Source organism: Streptomyces sp. NPDC054813 (genome assembly GCF_053611365.1).
The window spans coordinates 360,232-376,502 of record NZ_JBSHAF010000003.1 but is presented as its reverse complement, the minus strand read 5'-3'; the positions used below and the strand labels follow the sequence as shown (position 1 = coordinate 376,502).

Annotated in this window: 9 protein-coding genes; 1 reads left to right on the top strand and 8 read right to left on the bottom strand. The window is 72.9% G+C overall.

Going from position 1 to position 16,271, the window contains the following annotated elements:
• Window positions 1–6 precede the first annotated feature (6 nt).
• Window positions 7–1,038 carry an LAETG motif-containing sortase-dependent surface protein gene (locus tag ACWGJB_RS07855; RefSeq protein ID WP_453379325.1) on the top strand — a complete coding sequence of 344 codons (1,032 nt, stop codon included), beginning with the start codon at window positions 7–9 and terminating at the stop codon, window positions 1,036–1,038.
• A 123-nt stretch (window positions 1,039–1,161) separates the two neighbouring features.
• Here ACWGJB_RS07855 and ACWGJB_RS07850 read toward each other — a convergent pair whose 3' ends face one another.
• From ACWGJB_RS07850 to ACWGJB_RS07815, 8 genes are all read right to left on the bottom strand, one after another.
• Entirely contained in the window at window positions 1,162–2,937 is a 1,776-nt protein-coding gene (locus tag ACWGJB_RS07850; protein WP_453379324.1) for a GMC family oxidoreductase N-terminal domain-containing protein, read from the bottom strand.
• A 76-nt stretch (window positions 2,938–3,013) separates the two neighbouring features.
• A complete protein-coding gene (locus ACWGJB_RS07845) occupies window positions 3,014–4,639 on the bottom strand; it encodes a succinic semialdehyde dehydrogenase (protein WP_453379323.1) in 1,626 nt (541 codons plus the stop codon).
• Between the two features lie 136 nt (window positions 4,640–4,775).
• Window positions 4,776–5,678 carry a serine/threonine-protein kinase gene (locus ACWGJB_RS07840; protein WP_453379322.1) on the bottom strand — a complete coding sequence of 301 codons (903 nt, stop codon included), beginning with the start codon at window positions 5,676–5,678 and terminating at the stop codon, window positions 4,776–4,778.
• A 108-nt stretch (window positions 5,679–5,786) separates the two neighbouring features.
• Window positions 5,787–7,490, bottom strand: coding sequence for a LamG-like jellyroll fold domain-containing protein (locus ACWGJB_RS07835; RefSeq protein ID WP_453379467.1), 1,704 nt, complete (start codon window positions 7,488–7,490; stop codon window positions 5,787–5,789).
• Between the two features lie 98 nt (window positions 7,491–7,588).
• On the bottom strand, window positions 7,589–9,193 hold the full coding sequence (locus ACWGJB_RS07830) for a serine/threonine-protein kinase (RefSeq protein ID WP_453379321.1): 1,605 nt from the start codon (window positions 9,191–9,193) through the stop codon (window positions 7,589–7,591).
• Window positions 9,194–9,281: 88 nt separating this feature from the next.
• On the bottom strand, window positions 9,282–11,003 hold the full coding sequence (locus ACWGJB_RS07825; protein ID WP_453379320.1) for a serine/threonine-protein kinase: 1,722 nt from the start codon (window positions 11,001–11,003) through the stop codon (window positions 9,282–9,284).
• A 178-nt stretch (window positions 11,004–11,181) separates the two neighbouring features.
• Entirely contained in the window at window positions 11,182–13,965 is a 2,784-nt protein-coding gene (locus tag ACWGJB_RS07820) for a protein kinase domain-containing protein (protein ID WP_453379319.1), read from the bottom strand.
• A gap of 136 nt (window positions 13,966–14,101) precedes the next feature.
• Complete coding sequence (locus tag ACWGJB_RS07815; protein ID WP_453379318.1) at window positions 14,102–16,186, bottom strand: serine/threonine-protein kinase; 2,085 nt, start codon at window positions 16,184–16,186, stop codon at window positions 14,102–14,104.
• Window positions 16,187–16,271: the final 85 nt, after the last annotated feature.

Genomic DNA, 16,271 nt, shown 5'->3' with positions numbered 1-16,271 from the left:
GTCCTCATGAAGCTTCGCCGCGCCATGGCCGCGGCAGCCACCACGGCTGTCATCGCGCCCATAGCCCTGCTGTCCGCGCCGGCCGCCCTCGCGGACGACCTGCCGTCCACGCCCGCGTCCGAGAGCGCGCCGAGCGAGATCCCGAGCGATTCCGCCTCGGCCTCCCCTTCGGACTCCGCCGCGCCGAGCGACAGCGCCTCCGCGTCCGCGTCCGCGTCCGCTTCGGAGTCCGCCTCGCCCAGCGACAGCGCGAGCGCCAGTGCCAGTGCCAGCGCGTCCGCCTCGGGCGAGCCGTCCGAGTCGGCGGAGCCCAGCGAGGACCCGTCCGACCCGGACGTCCCCTACTGCGAGGACCTCGACGAGAACTTCGGCGACGCCAAGGTGTCCGCCGACATCAAGGGCCTGCCCGGCAAGATCGTCGCGGGTGACGGCTTCCACGGCTTCAAGCTGGTCGTGACCAACGAGTCCAAGACCGACGTCGAGGGTGTCGCCTTCTACGCCGAGATCGAGAACTACGAGCTCAGCGAGTCGAAGTACCTCAGCCCGTACGTCGACCTGGAGTTCAAGAACCCCGACAGCGGCTCCTGGGACCGAATCGGCAGCGACGACTGGGCCGGCGACTACTTCTTCTACGTCGACAAGCTCAAGTCCGGCGCGAGCAAGTCGGTCGACCTGCGGGTCTCCATCGACGCCAAGGCGCCCGCGGGCGACGCCTACTCCTTCGGCTCCGGCGCCTACCTGGACAAGGTCGACGGCCAGGACTGCATTGCCGAGGGCTGGGCCCAGTACGACTTCACGGTCCTCAAGGCCGGCTCGTCCAACCCCGACCCGGGTACGGCCACGCCGAGCGACGACGGCGGCAAGGACTCCGTGAAGAAGCCGCAGGGCGAGGTCTCCGACCTGCCGACCGGCAACCTCGCCGAGACCGGCTCCAGCTCGGCGCTCCCGGTCATCGGCCTGGTCGGCGGCGTCGCCGTCGTGGCCGGCGCCGGTGCGGTGTTCGTGGTGCGGCGCCGGAAGGCCGGGGCGGCCGCATAGCCATGTGAACGAGGTCGCGCGGACCGTCGTCGTACGGCGGCCGCGCACACCGGACGAAGAGGGACCTGGGCTCGGAGGGGGGCACAGGTCCCTCTTCGACGTCCGGACCCTCAAGCGCCAGGGTTACTTCTTCGGGGGTACGGCCGGGATGTCCAGCAGCGGCAGGCGCAGCGCGCCGAAGGCCTCCGCCGGGACCGCGGGGCCGTGCGGCTCGACCGGCCGGAGACGCTCGTACGCCTCGCCCTGCCGTGGCCGCGGGTCCGTCTCGCCCTTGTTGGGCCAGTACGACATCGCACGCTCGGCCTGCGCGGTGATGGTGAGCGACGGGTTCACGCCCAGGTTCGCGGAGACGGCGGCGCCGTCCACCACCGAGATGCCCGGGTGGCCGTAGAGCCGGTGGTACGGGTCGATGACCCCGGTCTCGCGCGAGTCGCCGATCGGGCAGCCGCCGAGGAAGTGCGCGGTGAGCGGGGTGCCCATCAGCTCGCCGACGTTGCTGCCGGCGAAGCCGTTGATCTCGGCGGCGAGCACGCCGGCAGCCTCCGAGGCGGCCTTGATCTGCTTGGGGTTGGGGGCGCCGTGCCCCTGCCGGGCGGTGAGCAGGCCCTTGCCGACGCCGTCCGGTTTCAGGTACGTCGTCAGCGAGTTGTCCAGCGACTGCATCACCAGGCCGATGATGGTCCGCTCCGACCAGCGCCGGTTGGAGAGCGAGCGCAGCACGAGCAGGGGGTGGCGGGCCGCGTTCGCCAGCCAGCCGAGGACGCGGGAGGAGCCTTCCGCGTACGGCACCTGGAGGATGGACATGCCGCCCATCGCGTTGGAGCCCTTGCCGTAGCGGACCGGCTCGATGTGCGTGTTCTCGTCCGGGTGGATCGAGGACGTGATGGCGACGCCCCGGGTGAAGTCGGCCTTCGGGGTGCCGTGTGCCCTGCGGTAGCGGCGGTCGTCGGTCTGGGCGCCGACCAGGGCCTCGGAGTTGGTACGGGTGAGGTCGCCCAGCCGGTCGGAGAGGTACGGCAGCTGGCCGCCGGCCTTCATCCGGTGCAGCAGGGTCTGGGTGCCGTAGGTGCCGGCCGCGACGACGACCCGGCGCGCCTTGAAGATCCGGCCCTTCGCCTTCTTGTCGTCGGTGGGGAGGGTCGCGATCGCATAGCCGCCCTGGGAGTCGTCGGTGACGGAGACAACCGTGGTCATGGGGTGCACGACCGCGCCCGCCTGCTCGGCGAGGTGGAGGTAGTTCTCGTTGAGGGTGTTCTTCGCGCCGTGCCGGCAGCCGGTCATGCACTCGCCGCACTCGGTGCAGGCGTTGCGGGCGGGGCCGGCGCCGCCGAAGTAGGGGTCGGCGACCTGGTCGCCGGGCACGGCCTTCGCCTCGCCGTCGGCGTCCTTGCCGTCGCCGAAGAAGACGCCGACGGGGGCGAGGTGGAAGGTGTCGCCGACGCCGAGTTTCTCCGCCGCCGCCTTCAGGTGGACGTCGGAGGGGGTCATCGTCGGGTTGAGCCGTACGCCGAGCATGCGCTGCGCCTGGTCGTAGTACGGCTTCAGCTCCTCCTGCCAGTCCGTGATGTCACGCCACTGGGGGTCGTCGAAGAAGGCCTTCGGCGGAACGTAGAGGGTGTTGGCGTAGTTGAGCGAGCCGCCGCCGACGCCCGCTCCGGCCAGCACCATGACGTTGCCGAGGAGGTGGATGCGCTGGATGCCGTAGCAGCCGAGGGCGGGGGCCCAGAGGTAGTTCTTGATGTCCCAGGAGTTCTTGGGGAGCGTCTCGCGGGTGAAGCGGCGGCCCGCCTCTAGGACGCCGACTCGGTAACCCTTCTCGGTGAGGCGCAGGGCGGTTACCGAGCCACCGAATCCTGAGCCGACGACTATGACGTCGTAGTCGTAGGTGTCCTGGGGCACGGGTGCTCCTCGTTGAGTGTCGCGTGCGGGTGGATCGTGGTTGCTCGCGCAGTTCCCCGCGCCCCTCAAGGGCGCCTCAGCGCAGCCTCAGTGCCTTCATCACCCGGAGGCTGGTGCTCATGAACTGGGCGTACTTCTCGTCGTCCATGCCCAGTGAGGGGGCCATCGGGAGGAGGCGCTGCTGGGCGACCGTCTGGGCCTCCGTGTACTTGAGGATGCCCTCCGAGCCGTGTCGCCGGCCGAGGCCCGAGTCCTTCATGCCGCCCATCGGGGACTGGACGCTGCCGTAGGCGGGGGCATAGCCCTCGTTGACGTTGACCGTGCCGGTGCGCAGGCGGGCGGCGACCTCGCGGCCGTGGCCGCCGTTCTTCGTCCAGACCGAGGAGTTCAGGCCGTACGGCGTCGCGTTGGCGTGCTCGACGGCCTCGTCCTCCGTCTTGAAGCGGTAGATCGAGACGACCGGACCGAAGGTCTCCTGCGTGCAGACGGCCATCGCGTCCTCGACGCCGTCGAGAATGGTCGGCTCGTAGAAGTAGGGGCCGATGTCGGGGCGGGCGGTGCCGCCGGCGACGAGGATCGCGCCCTTCTCCACGGCCTCCTCCACATGCCGGGTGACCGTCTCCAGCTGGCGCTCCCCGACCAGGGATCCCATGTCCGCGCCGTACGCGAGGGACCTGCCGAGGCGCATGGCCTTGGTGCGGGCGGCGAACCGCTCGACGAAGGCGTCGGCGATCGACTCGTGGACGTACAGCCGCTCGATGGAGATGCAGAGCTGGCCCGCCGAGGAGAAGCAGGCGCGGACCGCGCCGGCGGCCGCCTTCTCGACGTCGGCGTCCTCGAGGACCAGCATGGCGTTCTTGCCGCCGAGTTCGAGGGAGACGCCGACCAGCCGGGCGGCGGCACCCTGGGCGACCTCGCGGCCGGTGCGGGTGGAGCCGGTGAAGGAGACGTAGTCGGCGTGCTTGACGACCTCGGGGCCGACGACCGGGCCCTCGCCGAGGACGACCTGGAAGACGTCGGCGGGCAGCCCGGCCTCGATGAGGATGTCGCGGGCCCACAGGGCGGTCAGGCAGGTCTCGGTGTCCGGCTTCATGACGACCGCGTTGCCCGCGACGAAGGCGGGCAGCGCGTCGCCGACGGAGAGTTCCAGGGGGTAGTTCCAGGGGGCGATCTGACCGACCACGCCCCGCGGGTGGCGCAGTTCGGTGACCTTGGTGAGGGTGGGCATGGCGCCGGCGTGCCGCTTCGGCCTCAGGTAGGAGGGGGCCTTGCGGCCGTAGTGGCGGGCGGCGACGGCGACGGCCTGCACCTCCTCGTGCGCGTGCAGGCGGGCCTTGCCGGTCTCCAGCTGGATGAGGTCGAGGACCTCCGCCTGGCGGGCCAGCACCAGGTCGTGGAAGCGGAGCAGGACGGCCGCGCGCTGCCGTACCGGCACCTTCGCCCACACGGCCTGCGCGGCGCGGGCCGCGTCGAAGGCCTTCGCCACGTCCTCGGGGGTGGACTCGGGCAGGTCGGCCAGCTTCTCGCCGGTGAAGGGCGTGTGGTTGGCCGTACGACCGGATCCGACGACGCCCTTGGTGAGCTGGGCGACCAGCTCGGGCGTGACCACGTCGGCGGCGGTTCGGGCCCCTGCGGGGGCGGGGGCGAGCGGGTTCGTGCCGGTGGTGGCCGGTGCCTGGGCCGGGGCCTGCGAGTCCGTCATGAGCCGCAGGGTATTCGGGAGCGGGGCCTTTGGGTACCCGTGGGTAACCCGGATTCACCGAGTGCACACATAGTGCCAGTGATCACTGGCGGTGAATGTGCTGATCAGGGTGTCGGACGGGGACGATCAGCGCCGGTCAGCCGCGTTCCGGTTTTTTGGCGAGAAGGAGGCCGAGGGCGGCGAAGGGGGTGAGGCGGCGGGGTTCGGGGGCCGTCGCGGGCGGTGCGGCCGGGGGTGGCGACGGTGCCGGTGCCGGGGGTTCCGTGACCCACTTCGGCAGGGCCGTCCCCGCGGCCTCGGCGAGGATCCCGGCGGCCTCCGGGGCGGTCGGTCGGGCCTCCGGGTCGGGGGCGAGGAGCCTCTCCAGAAGCGGGCCGAGGGGACCTGCGTCCTGCGCGGTGGCCGCCCGCAGCAGCGCGCCCAGGGACCACAGGTCGGAGGCGGGACCGGCGCCCCGCCCCGCGGCACACTCGGGCGCGACGAAACCGTCGGAGCCGTGGGAGGCGGTGTGTCCCTGCTGCCCCTGCTGCCCCGCGCCGATGCCGAAGTCGGTCAGTACGACCCGCTCGCCCCCGGCCTCCAGGAGAACGTTGGACGGCTTGAGGTCACGGTGCACGATGCCGACGCAGTGGGCGGCGTGCAGGGCGCCGAGCACCGCGAGCCCGATCCGGGCGGCCTCGGCGGGCGCCAGGGGGCCGTGCGCGGCGAGCGCTTCCTGGAGAGACGGGCCTTCCACCAACTCCATGACGACCCACGGAAGTTCGCCCTCCTGGAGTACGTCGAGGATGGCGACGGCGGCCGGATGGTCGACGCGGGCGGCGGCCCGGGCCTCGTGCAGCAGGCGGTGTGCGGCGCGCTGCCACTCCTCGTCGTCCGGCTCGCCGGTCAGGCGCGGCTCCTTGACGGCGACCTGCCGCCCGTCCTGCTCGTCGCGGGCGCGCCACACGGTGCCGGTCGGCCCGGAGCCGATGCGCTCGACGAGCCGATAGCGCCCGCCGATCAGACGTTCCCCGACCGGCTGTTCGCCGTCTTCACTCATGCCACATGAGTACCTTGCGCACCATGCCCTTGTCGAAGCGGCACGGTCAGCGGACCGCGGAGCACGGGCCCCTTCCTGTGGAAGGGGCCCGGAAGGGGCCGGTGGCCCTCAGATGTCGACGCCTCCCATGGCGAGTTGGGCGATCTGGGTCCGGGTCAGGACGCCCGCGTAGGTGTGCACCTCGTCGATCGCGCCGGCCAGGTAGTCGGCACCGCCGTCGGGCGTGCGGGTGCGGCCGACCTGGAGTGGACCGGTCGGCGTCCAGGTGTTCTCACCGGCGACGTCCGCCGTGGCGGCGGGGTAGTCGGAGGCGACGTAGAGGCGGAGTTGGTCGGCCTTCTCGTCGTACACCACCGCGAGGTACTCGTCGCTCGACGCGGCCCAGTCGGCGGGCGCGCTGACCGTCGTGGTGGGCGCGCCGGCCCGGTCCTCGTGGGCCACCACGGCCTCCCAGGTCTGGGAGGCCGCGACATAGCGCAGGGTGAACAGGTCGGTGTGGGCACCGGGCTGCGACAGCACGGTCATGTCGTGGCCGGCGGTGCCGGTGTCGATGCGGGTGTGCGCGGTGACGGAGAAGCCGGCGTCGGTCGGGGTGACCGCGGTCGGGGTGCTCGCGTAGTCGCCGTCACCGTCGAGGAGGAGGTCGCCGGTTCCCCACAGGGGGTAGGTGGCCGGGGCGCAGTCGGGGTTGGTGGCGCAGTCGTCGCTGCCGGTGTTGATGGCGGCGTCCCCGGCGAGGGTGAGCGGCTCGCCGCCGGCGAAGGCCGGGCTGCTGCCGTCGGTGGCGGTGTCCAGGTCCCAGTAACCGATCCGCTGTGCCGAGCGTGCGGCCGCCTCGTCGGCCTCGTTCGCCACGAAGACGCGGTCCCAGACGTTCACGTCGGTGAGCAGCCCGTGCCAGTGGCCGCCGGTGCCGTCGGCGCCGAGCCGCAGCGCTCCCTCGCCGCCGGCCGCCGTGACGCCCTCCATCGTGCCGGTCGGGCTCCCGTCGACATACAGCCGCACGGTCCCGGTCTCGGTGTCGTACACCCCGGCGAGGTGGGCCCACTCGCCCCGCTCGGGGGCCCCGCCGGTGACGCGTGCGGTGCCGCCGTCCCGGGTGGGGAGGGTGAAGGACCAGACGGGAGCGCCGGTCGCCGGGTCGGTCGCGGTGCCCAGCGTGAAGCCGGAGCGACGGCTGACCGCGGTCCCGGAACCGTCGAGGGTGTCGGGCCGTACCCAGGCGTCGACGGCGAAGGTGCCCGCCGTGTCCACGGCCGAGTCGAGGCTCAGGTATCCCCCGTCCGTGCCGTCCAGCGCGGCGGCGGAGGTCACGCTCGTCCCGGACGGGCCGGACGCGTCGAGGGTGACGCCGGTGCCGGGCGTGGCCCCCGAGGGGTGTTGCGGGTCCCAGTGGGTGACGGCCGTGCGGCCCTGCGAGACCTTCACGTAGTACGTGGTCTGCGCGCTGACCTTGCCGGTGCCGTCGACGGCCTGCGCCTGCAGATAGGTGGCCGTGTCGTCGTCCGCCAGCCAGCGGAAGGCGACCGGACCGCCGGGCGCGTCCGGCGCGAGGGTGTGTGTGGCGCCGCCGAGCCAGCGGTAGCGGTACGAGACGACGTCGTCGGAGGCCGAGTCGATCGTGAACGTGCCGTACTCGCCGACACCGTCGTGCCAGTCGCCGTCGTCCGGGTACTCGGCCGACGAGACGACCGGCGCCGCCGGCACCTCACCGTCCTCGGCCGACGCCGCCGCCGCGACCGGGACCGCAGCGGCCACCGCCAGCACGGCGAACGCACACGACACCGCGACGCCCCGCCCCACGGTTGTCATCGTCAAGACCTCTCCCCAGGTTCGTCACAAGCCCGGGTCAACACCGGACCAAGAGGAGGATGACCACAACTCCTGTCCCACGCAACGCATTTGCCATCTCAGCCCGCCACGAACGTGTCCACCGCGACATCGAAGTACTCCCGCGCCTCCCGTACCTTCCCGACCGGTGCCGACACCCACACGTCGTACATCCGGCCGCCCTCCTCCCAGCACAGGTCATAGGTGTGCCGGGGGCCCTCCGCCGCGCTGAAGCCCTTCCAGGTGAACTCCCAGAAGGCGGCGGGGTGTCCGGAGTGGGTGGTGTCGGTGACCCGGCCGTCGTGGTAGCCGGGGTTCGTGCTCGGCCCTTCGGCCGCCGCCCGCCGCATCGCCGTCCCCGGTCCACCGGTCTGCGGCTCGGAGACCTTGATGCCGAGCCGGAAGGCCTGCCCCGGCGACAGGTAGAAGACGCGCTGGCCCTGCGGGTCGCGGGTGAAGTCCTCCGGTACGGCGAGGGAGAAGCCGCCCGGGTCCCGCGCGAGACGGTAACCGGAGGGCGCGGTGCGGGAGTCGGTGGCCGGGGGCGAGGAGCGCGACGGGGAGGGCGAGGACGGCGGCGGTGTCGAGGGGGGCGCCGTGTGCGAGGCGGAGACGGTCGCCGTACCTCCGGGGCCCGGGGCACCGCCGCCTCCGCCGCCGTTGAACAGCAGCGCGGCCGCCGACACGCCGGCCCCGGCCATCGCCGCGACCAGCAGCGCGGCGACCAGCACCCCGCGGGGCGAGTACCGGGGCGGCCCGGCCGGTGCCGGGGCCGGTGGCCAGGGCACGTCCCGCTGGGTCGGTGTGTACGCGGAGGCGCCGGCGCTCTCTGTCGCACTCGCGACCGCCATGGCTCCCGTCTCCAGGAAGCCGCGCAGCATCCGCTCGGCCTCCGCCGCGCCCAGCCGCCGTTCGGGATCCCGCTCCAGCAGCCCTCGTACGACCGGCAGCAGCCGCTCCGCCTGGGCCGGTGGCCGGATCTCGTCGGAGACCACGGCATGCAGGATGCCGCCGAGCGAGTCGCGCCGGAACGGCGACTCGCCGCTGAGCGCCGTGCACAGCAGCGCGCCCAGCGACCACAGGTCGGAGGCGGGACCGGAGCGGGAGCCGGACATCCGCTCGGGCGCGGTGTACTCGGGCGAGCCGACGAAGGAGCCGGTCTCGGTGAGCGTGGTGGCGCCCGCGACCTGGGCGATCCCGAAGTCGGTGAGGACGACACGCCCGGTGGCCGCCTCGACGAGCACGTTCGCCGGCTTGATGTCCCGGTGCAGCACGCCGGCTGTGTGCGCCGTCCGCAACGCGCTCAGCAGGGCGATCCCGATCCGCGCGGCCTCCCCGACGTCCACCGGACCGCTCCGCGAGATCCGGTCGGCGAGTGAACCACCGACGATCAACTCCATGACGATGTAGGGCCGTTCGCCCTCCTCCACCACGTCGTGCACCACGATGATGTGCGGGTGGTGCAGCTGTGCGACGGCCTGCGCCTCACGCAGGGTGCGGTCGCGGCGCAGCCGGGCGTCGTCGTCCGGGAGCGAGTCGTCGACGGTGAGTTCCTTCACGGCGACCTGCCGACCGAGTAACTGATCGGTCGCGCGCCATACGACACCCATCCCGCCCCGCCCGAGCCGCGTTTCCAGGCGGTAACGCCCCGCGATCAGCCGGACGACTTCCCCGTCGGTCCCCATGGCCCCATGATGCCGCACCGGACGCCTGCGTTCCGGACGGTGACCGGCCAACAAACGCGCCCGGGGCGGCGCACGGGAGCGCGCGGCGTCAGCCGGACGCTCCCGGATCCCAGCTCTGCAGCACCCACTTGAACTGTTTGCTCGCGGTCGGCCAGTCCTTCGCCGGCGACGACATGTAGATCGCGTACTCGACGCCCGCCCGCGAGTAGTACGTCTCCTCGATCGCGCGCCGCGGCCCGGCGGCGTTCGCCCCGTCCTTCTTCAGCGCGGTCCAGGTGTACTCCCACACCGACCCGTCCCGGTCCCGGTACAGGTTCTTCTCCATGGTCACGCGTTGGTAGTCGACCAGCCGCTGCAACTGCTGCTCCAGGTCGAGCTGGTGCGCGAGCGCGTCGGAGAAGTCGGGTGAGCTGTCGATGGCGATGCGGAGGAAGTGCCGGCCGTTGTCGGGCGTGTAGTCGATCTGCTTGAGGTCGCCGTCGATGCCGTAGACGCTCCGCTTCCAGCCCTTGGGCAGGGAGAGCTTGAAGCCCAGCGGGTCCTCCACGGACTTCCAGTCGGTGGGGACCGCGCCCTCCGGCGCCGAGGTCGGACCGCCGGAGGAGGAAGCGGACGTGGCAGGCGCGGCCACGCTGCCGGAGCCGTCCTGCTGCCCGAAGTCCCACTTCTGCAGGGCGACCGCCGCGCCACCGCCGAGCAGCGCGGCCATGGCGACGACGAGCGCGAGCGTACGCAGCCGGCGCCGCCTGGGCTGGGCGTCTCCGGAGGCGGACGGCGGGCCGATGGTCGTCGCCGCGTCCATGGAGCCGCCCGAGGGGCTCCGTCCCTCGTACGAGCCGCCGTAGGAACCGCCCTGCGAGCCGCCGTACGGGCTGCCGTACGATGCCGAGTCCCGCGAGCTGTCGAACGAGCCCGCGTGCGGTGTCACGGGGTCCGGCCGTGGCCCCCCGGTGACCTGCGACCGCGTCGGTACGTACGCCTGCGCCCCGCTCGGCCGCCGTCCCTCCGCCGCCTCGGCGAGCATCTGCTCGACCTCTTCGGGATTCGGCCGCTGCGACGGTTCCTTGCGCAGCAGCGCGGTGATGACCGGCTCCAGCGGGCCCGCGTTGCTCAGCTCGGCGGCCTCGTCCTCGACGACGGCCTGCATGGTGGTCAGCGGCGAGGTGCGGCGGAACGGCGAGCGCCCCTCCACCGCGGTGTACAGCGTCGCGCCCAGCGCCCACAGGTCGGAGGAGGGCCCCGGATCGTGCCCGCGCACGCGCTCCGGCGCGAGGTAGTCGACGGATCCGACGACTTCCCCGGTACGGGTGATCGTGGTGTCGCCCTCGATCTGCGCGATGCCGAAGTCGGTGAGGAGGACCCGGCCGTCCCGGCCGATCAGGACGTTGCCCGGCTTGACGTCCCGGTGCAGCACGCCGGCGCTGTGCGCGGCGCGCAGCGCGCGCAGCACCCACAGCCCGATCCGCGCGGCCTCCCGCGGCTCGACGCGCCCGCGCTCCTTGACCTCGTCGGCCAGCGAGTGGCCCTCGACCAGCTCCATGACGATCCACGGACGGCCGTCGTGTTCCAGGACGTCGTGGACGGTGACGACGGCGGAGTGGTTGATGCGCGCCGCGGCCCGGGCCTCCGCCCGGGTGCGGGCGAGCAGGATGGCCTGGTCACCCTCGGAGACGTAGAGCGCGGCCGTCAACTCCTTGATGGCGACCGCCCGGTGCAGCACTTCGTCGTGGGCGCGCCACACCCGGCCCATGCCGCCGCTGCCGATGATGTCGGCCAGCCGGTAGCGGCCCGCGATGAGCAGGCCCTGCATCTGATTCACGTTGCCCCGCAATGGTCTTGTCAGGGCCAGACTAAGGACCGGCCTTCGGTCATGGAACCGCTGGGGTCCCACGGAGACAGCACTGTGACGGTTTTCGCTTTCGGCACGGAAAGTGAACAGAATCCGCCCGCCGGAACGGGAACCATACGGCTCGCACCGGCGTTGGAGCTCAGCCCGTGTACTTGTACGTCGACGACGCCTGGTCGTACAGCCGTGTGACCTCGTCCCGTTCCGACTCCGGGCCGCGGACCTGGACGATGTGGTACCGACCGTTGATCAGGAAGACCGTGTTCCGTACGAACAGGTCGCCCTGCTGACTGTCCGTCCAGGTGAACTGCCCCTCGGCGGACACCTTCTGGCCCACCGTGATGGTCCGCAGCCCGCCCGCCGTGGCCCAGCTGGAGTCCCGGTACGGCTGCAACTCCCGCTCCTTGTCGCGCTGGTACGTCATCGGGTCGTTGCCGTAGGTCGCCGCGCTGTCCCGGCCGGCCACGACGATCAGCTCGAACTTCCCGTGCGAGTAGATCACCTGGCCGCTGCCGTTGCGCGGCGAACGGCTCCAGCCCTTGGCGACGGCGACCTGGAAGCCGTCCGGGTCGTTGCGCAGGGTGAAGCCGTCGGCGGCCGTCCCGCCGCCCGTCGAACCCGCGGTGGTCTGCGTCTCGGTGGACGGGGCCGCCGTCTGCGACGGTGTCGGCGTGGGGGTCGGGCTCGGACTCGCTGCGGGACCGGTCTCGCCGGCCGCGCCCGTCCGGTCGCCGTTCGTCGCCCCGCCGTTGTCCGCGCTGTCCTTCTTGGGCAGGAAGAGCATGGCGTACGCGACCACGGCGGCCAGCAGGAGCAGCACCAGCAGAAGCAGCGTACGGCCCAGTCTGCGCGGGGACTTGGCGGCCTCCTGCCGGGCCCGCTTGTGCCGGCCGTGCGGGCTGGTCGCCGGCAGCCCGGCCCGGCGCCAGCGCACCAGCTGCCCGCGCCGGCGGACGATCGGCAGCCGAGCCGGGTCGGCGGCGGGCGGGGCGGCGACCACATGCGCGCCGGCGTCCGGCTCGGGCGCGGACCGCACCAGCGAACGCAGCCAGCCGCGCAGCTCCTCGAAGTCCAGCCGCTCGGTGGGGTCCTGACGCAGCAACGACTCCACGACCGGCCTCAGCGACCCGCACTCCTCCGCGAAGGCGGGCGGCTCCGAGCACACCAGCTGCACCAGCTCGGCCGTGGACTCCTCCGGATACGGCGCGTGTCCCTGCACGGCCCGGAACAGCAGCGCGCCCAGCGCCCACAGGTCGGTGGCCGGGCCGATGGGTGCCGCCAGCTGCCAGTTCTCGTGCACGGGGCCGGCCTGCTCCGGCGCCCAGCGCTCGGTCACCGGACCGACCACAGTCATCCGCACCTGCCGGGCCCGCTCGGCGGCCAGCGCGGTGGCGGGCCCGCGCCGCCCGGTCACGACGGCACCCGGCTCGCCCCAACGGGGGGCCTGCGCGGGCACGACCGGCCGCGGGAGGTCGGTACCGGGGCCGACGGCCGGGAGCGCGGTGCGCTCCGCGGGAGGCGTGCCGGGGCGGGGCACGGCACCGTGCCAGGGCGAGGGCGCACCGCTCACCCCGTAAGGGTCGGCGATCTGTCCGGGCGGCACACTGCCGACGGCCCGCTGCCCGCCGCCGGGCGCCTCCACCTGCGCCTGCGCCTGCGCCTGCGCCTGCCCATCGGCGTACGACGGCTGTTGGGCCGCCCCGTTGGCGTGTCCCGGGGCATACGGCGACTGGGCCGCCCCATTGGCATACGGCGACTGCGCGGCACCGTTGGCCTGCCCCTGCCCGTAGGGCGACTGCGCGGCACCGTTGGCCTGCCCCGGCCCGTACGGCGACTGCGGGGCGGGGGGTGTGGTGTCGCCGTCGGACGGTGGCCGGGCGCCGGGGAGCGCGGCCCGGCCGTTCTGCTCGGCCTCCTGGACCCGGGCCGCGGCCCTGGCCCCCGCCCGGTACGCGGCGATCGCCCCGGCCCGCGCGGCCCGGATGTCCCCACCGGTCTCCAACGCCCGCCGCTCCACCGCACCCGTACCGGCACCGCCCGAGCCCTCGTCGGGCCCGGCCCCCGGCAACCCGCCGGCGGCCCGGGCCTGGATGGCGGCGCGCCGGGCGGCCTCGGGATCCACCTCCGCCGCACCGGGCGCCGTCCGCGCGCCGGTCGTACCACCCGACGCACCACCGATGCTCCCGATGCCCCTGACAGCGAGGGCCCCCGAGCCTCCGGGACCGGCCGGACCGCCGGATGTGGCGGAACCTTCCGCCTCCCCGACACGCCGACGGCCGTCGGCCTCCGCGCCGCCCTCTCCCTCCGGCACCGGCACCGGGTCGTACCCGCAGAGCGCCTCTTCCGCCGCCCCGACCGCGAGGCCGGTCAGCATCACGCGGCCGTCGTCGCAGACGAGGACCGTGCGGGCGGTGATGTTGCGGTGCACCCAGCCATGCGCGTGCAGCACCCGGAGCGCCATCAGCACGTCCGAGGCGACCTCGGCCGCCCGGTACGGCGTCAGCGGCCGCTCGGCGAGCATCGTCGCCAACGACCGCGCGGCCACGAACTCGCTGACGATCCAGAGCGAACCGCCCTCGGCGAACACGTCGAAGACCTGGTCGAGCCGGGGATGGTCGGGGATCCGGGCGGCGGCCTGCGCGGCCTCCACGGCGCGACGCACCGCGGGATCGCTCGGTCGGCGTGTCGCCGTGCGGGCGGCCGGTGGCCGACGCGCGCCACGGTCACGGGCCGTGAAACCGTCGGGCAGCCCCTCCGCGTCGAGCACCTCCGCCTCGACGACCTCCGGCAACGGCACCTGCCGGACGTACACTTCCTGCCCGCTGTAGGTGTCGAAAGCCCGGGTCTCGGTGTGTTCGTACTCGTCGGAGGGGGGCAGGGGCAGGCGGTAGCGGTCGGCGAGCACCCGACCCGCGTAGTCGTCCACGTTGCCTCCCCCGGCCGCCCGGTGGTCAAATCCGCTCGTTTCGCGGCCCGTTCTGCATACCTACCTGGATGCGTACGGTCCGCAACCACTCACGATACGTGCCGGAGGCAATTCGCATTGTGGGGATGCGAATTTGTCACTTCGGCTCGAAGCTCGCCGTCAGCGTCTTCCAGGTGTCCTCGCGCAGCTCACTGCTCCAGTCGGCGGCCTTCGCGGTGTACATCAGCGCGTACCCCTGTTTCGGGCTGACGACGAAGCCACGGTCGACGGTCCGGTACTCGGTGCCGCCGTCGACGTAGGTGAACTCCCAGTCAGCCGTGTTCCAGCCGCGGTAGCTCACCGCCGCTATGCGGATCTTGTGGTACTGGGAGCGCACCATGTAACGCTCCTGGTTCTTCCAGTCCGCCACCGGGTCGTCCTTGGGCGTGCTCGTCCAGGCGATCAGCAGCTTCTGCCCTTCGGGCCCGGTGAACCGGTCCCCGGCGGAGCTGCCGGTCTGGAACTTCCAGCCTTTGGGCAGCCCGATCGAGTACCCCTGACCGCCGTTGTACGTCTTGACCGCCGAGGCGCTGTCACCCTTACTGCCACTGGAGTTCGACGCCGAGGAACCGTCGTCGTCCGATGCGTCGGTGTCCCCGGAGTTTCCGGAGGTCGCGGACGCCGCGGAGCCGCCGTCCGCCTGTGTACCGCCGCTCGGGTCCTCCTTGGTGGAGGACCCACCGCCGGACCCCGAACCGGAACTCGCGCTCGCTCTCGCGCTCGCGCCCGAGGTGGCCACCGCCTTGGAACCGCCGCCGCTCTTGCCACTCCCCTTGTCGTCCCCGTCGCCGCCGCCCAGCGTGAGGGCGAGCACGGTACCGAGCACCGCGAGCACCACCACCACGGCGATGATCACCAGGGTCCGCTTCGGCACCACGTCCGTGAGCGGGGCCCGGGGCACGGTCCGGGGCGCCAGGTCCAGATCCGGCGGCGGCACCACGGGCCACCCGGAACTCGCCTTGCCGGCGGCGGGCTTGGCCCCCGCCGATCCGCTGCCCGCACCGGCCCCGCCGGCAGCGGCACCGGCGAGGGGACCGGCAGCGGGACGTGCACCGTCCGCCGAGCCGGAAACCGAGCCCGAGCCGGTCGCGACCGGGCCGGCCTTGGCGGCGCCCGCCTCGGCAGCGGCGCTCTTCGACCGGGTCGCGGACGCGGCACTCGCCGCTCCCGCGGCCTTCCGCACCGACCGCAGCGCCCCGCGCAGCTTCTCCCCTGCCTCCTCGCCCCGCCTGGGCGTGGTGCCCTTCTCCTCCTGCGGCGCGTCCGGCTGCGGGGGCAGCGGCACGACCCGCGTGGCATCGACGGGCAGTTCCTCGGGCGCGTTGATCACCGCGTTGAGCATCGCCCGCGCGCCGGCGTCGTCCAGCCGCTGGGCCGGGTCCTTGGTGAGCAGACCGTAGATGACGTCCCTGAGCGGCCCCGCGTTCTTGGGCTCCTCCAGCTGTTCGGTCATCACCGCGGTCAGCGTGGCGATCGCCGACCCCTTGTCGTACGGCGGGGCGCCCTCGACCGCCGCGTACAGCAGGCCGCCGAGCGACCACAGGTCGGCCGCCGGGCCGGGCTTGTGACCGCGGGCCCGCTCCGGGGAGATGTAGGAGGGGGCGCCGACGAGCATGCCGGTGGAGGTGATCGACGGGTCGCCCTCGACCTGGGCGATACCGAAGTCGGTGAGCACGACCCGGCCGTCGCCCTCGGCGATCAGCACGTTGGACGGCTTCACGTCCCGGTGCAGGATGCCCTCACGGTGCGCCGACCGCAGCACGTCCAGGATCGCGAGCCCGACCTCGGCCGCGCGCCGGGGCTTGAGCAGGCCGTCCTCCCGGATGACCTCGGCCAGCGATTTGCCCTCGACCAGCTCCATCACGATCCAGGGCCGGTCGTCCTCCTCGACCACGTCGAAGACCGTCACCGCACTGTTGTTGCGGATCCGGGCGATCGCCTTGGCCTCGCGCAGGGTGCGCGTGATCAGGCGCCGCTTCTCCTCCTCGTCGATGTTCGACGGGAACCGCAGCTCCTTGACGGCCACCGTCCGACCGAGGGTCTCGTCCTCGGCGCGCCACACCGTGCCCATGCCGCCGCGGCCAAGCACTCGTCCCAGCCGGTACCGCCCGGCGAGAAGACGCTCACTGTTGTCCTGACGAGTCTCCTGACGAGAAGTACCCGCCCGCTCCGCCTCCGACATGCGTCCCCTCATGCAACCCGCCCTGACAGAGCCTTCATTGTCCCTCACCCGACAAGTGCCCAACGCCCAGGGTGCCCCTGACCGC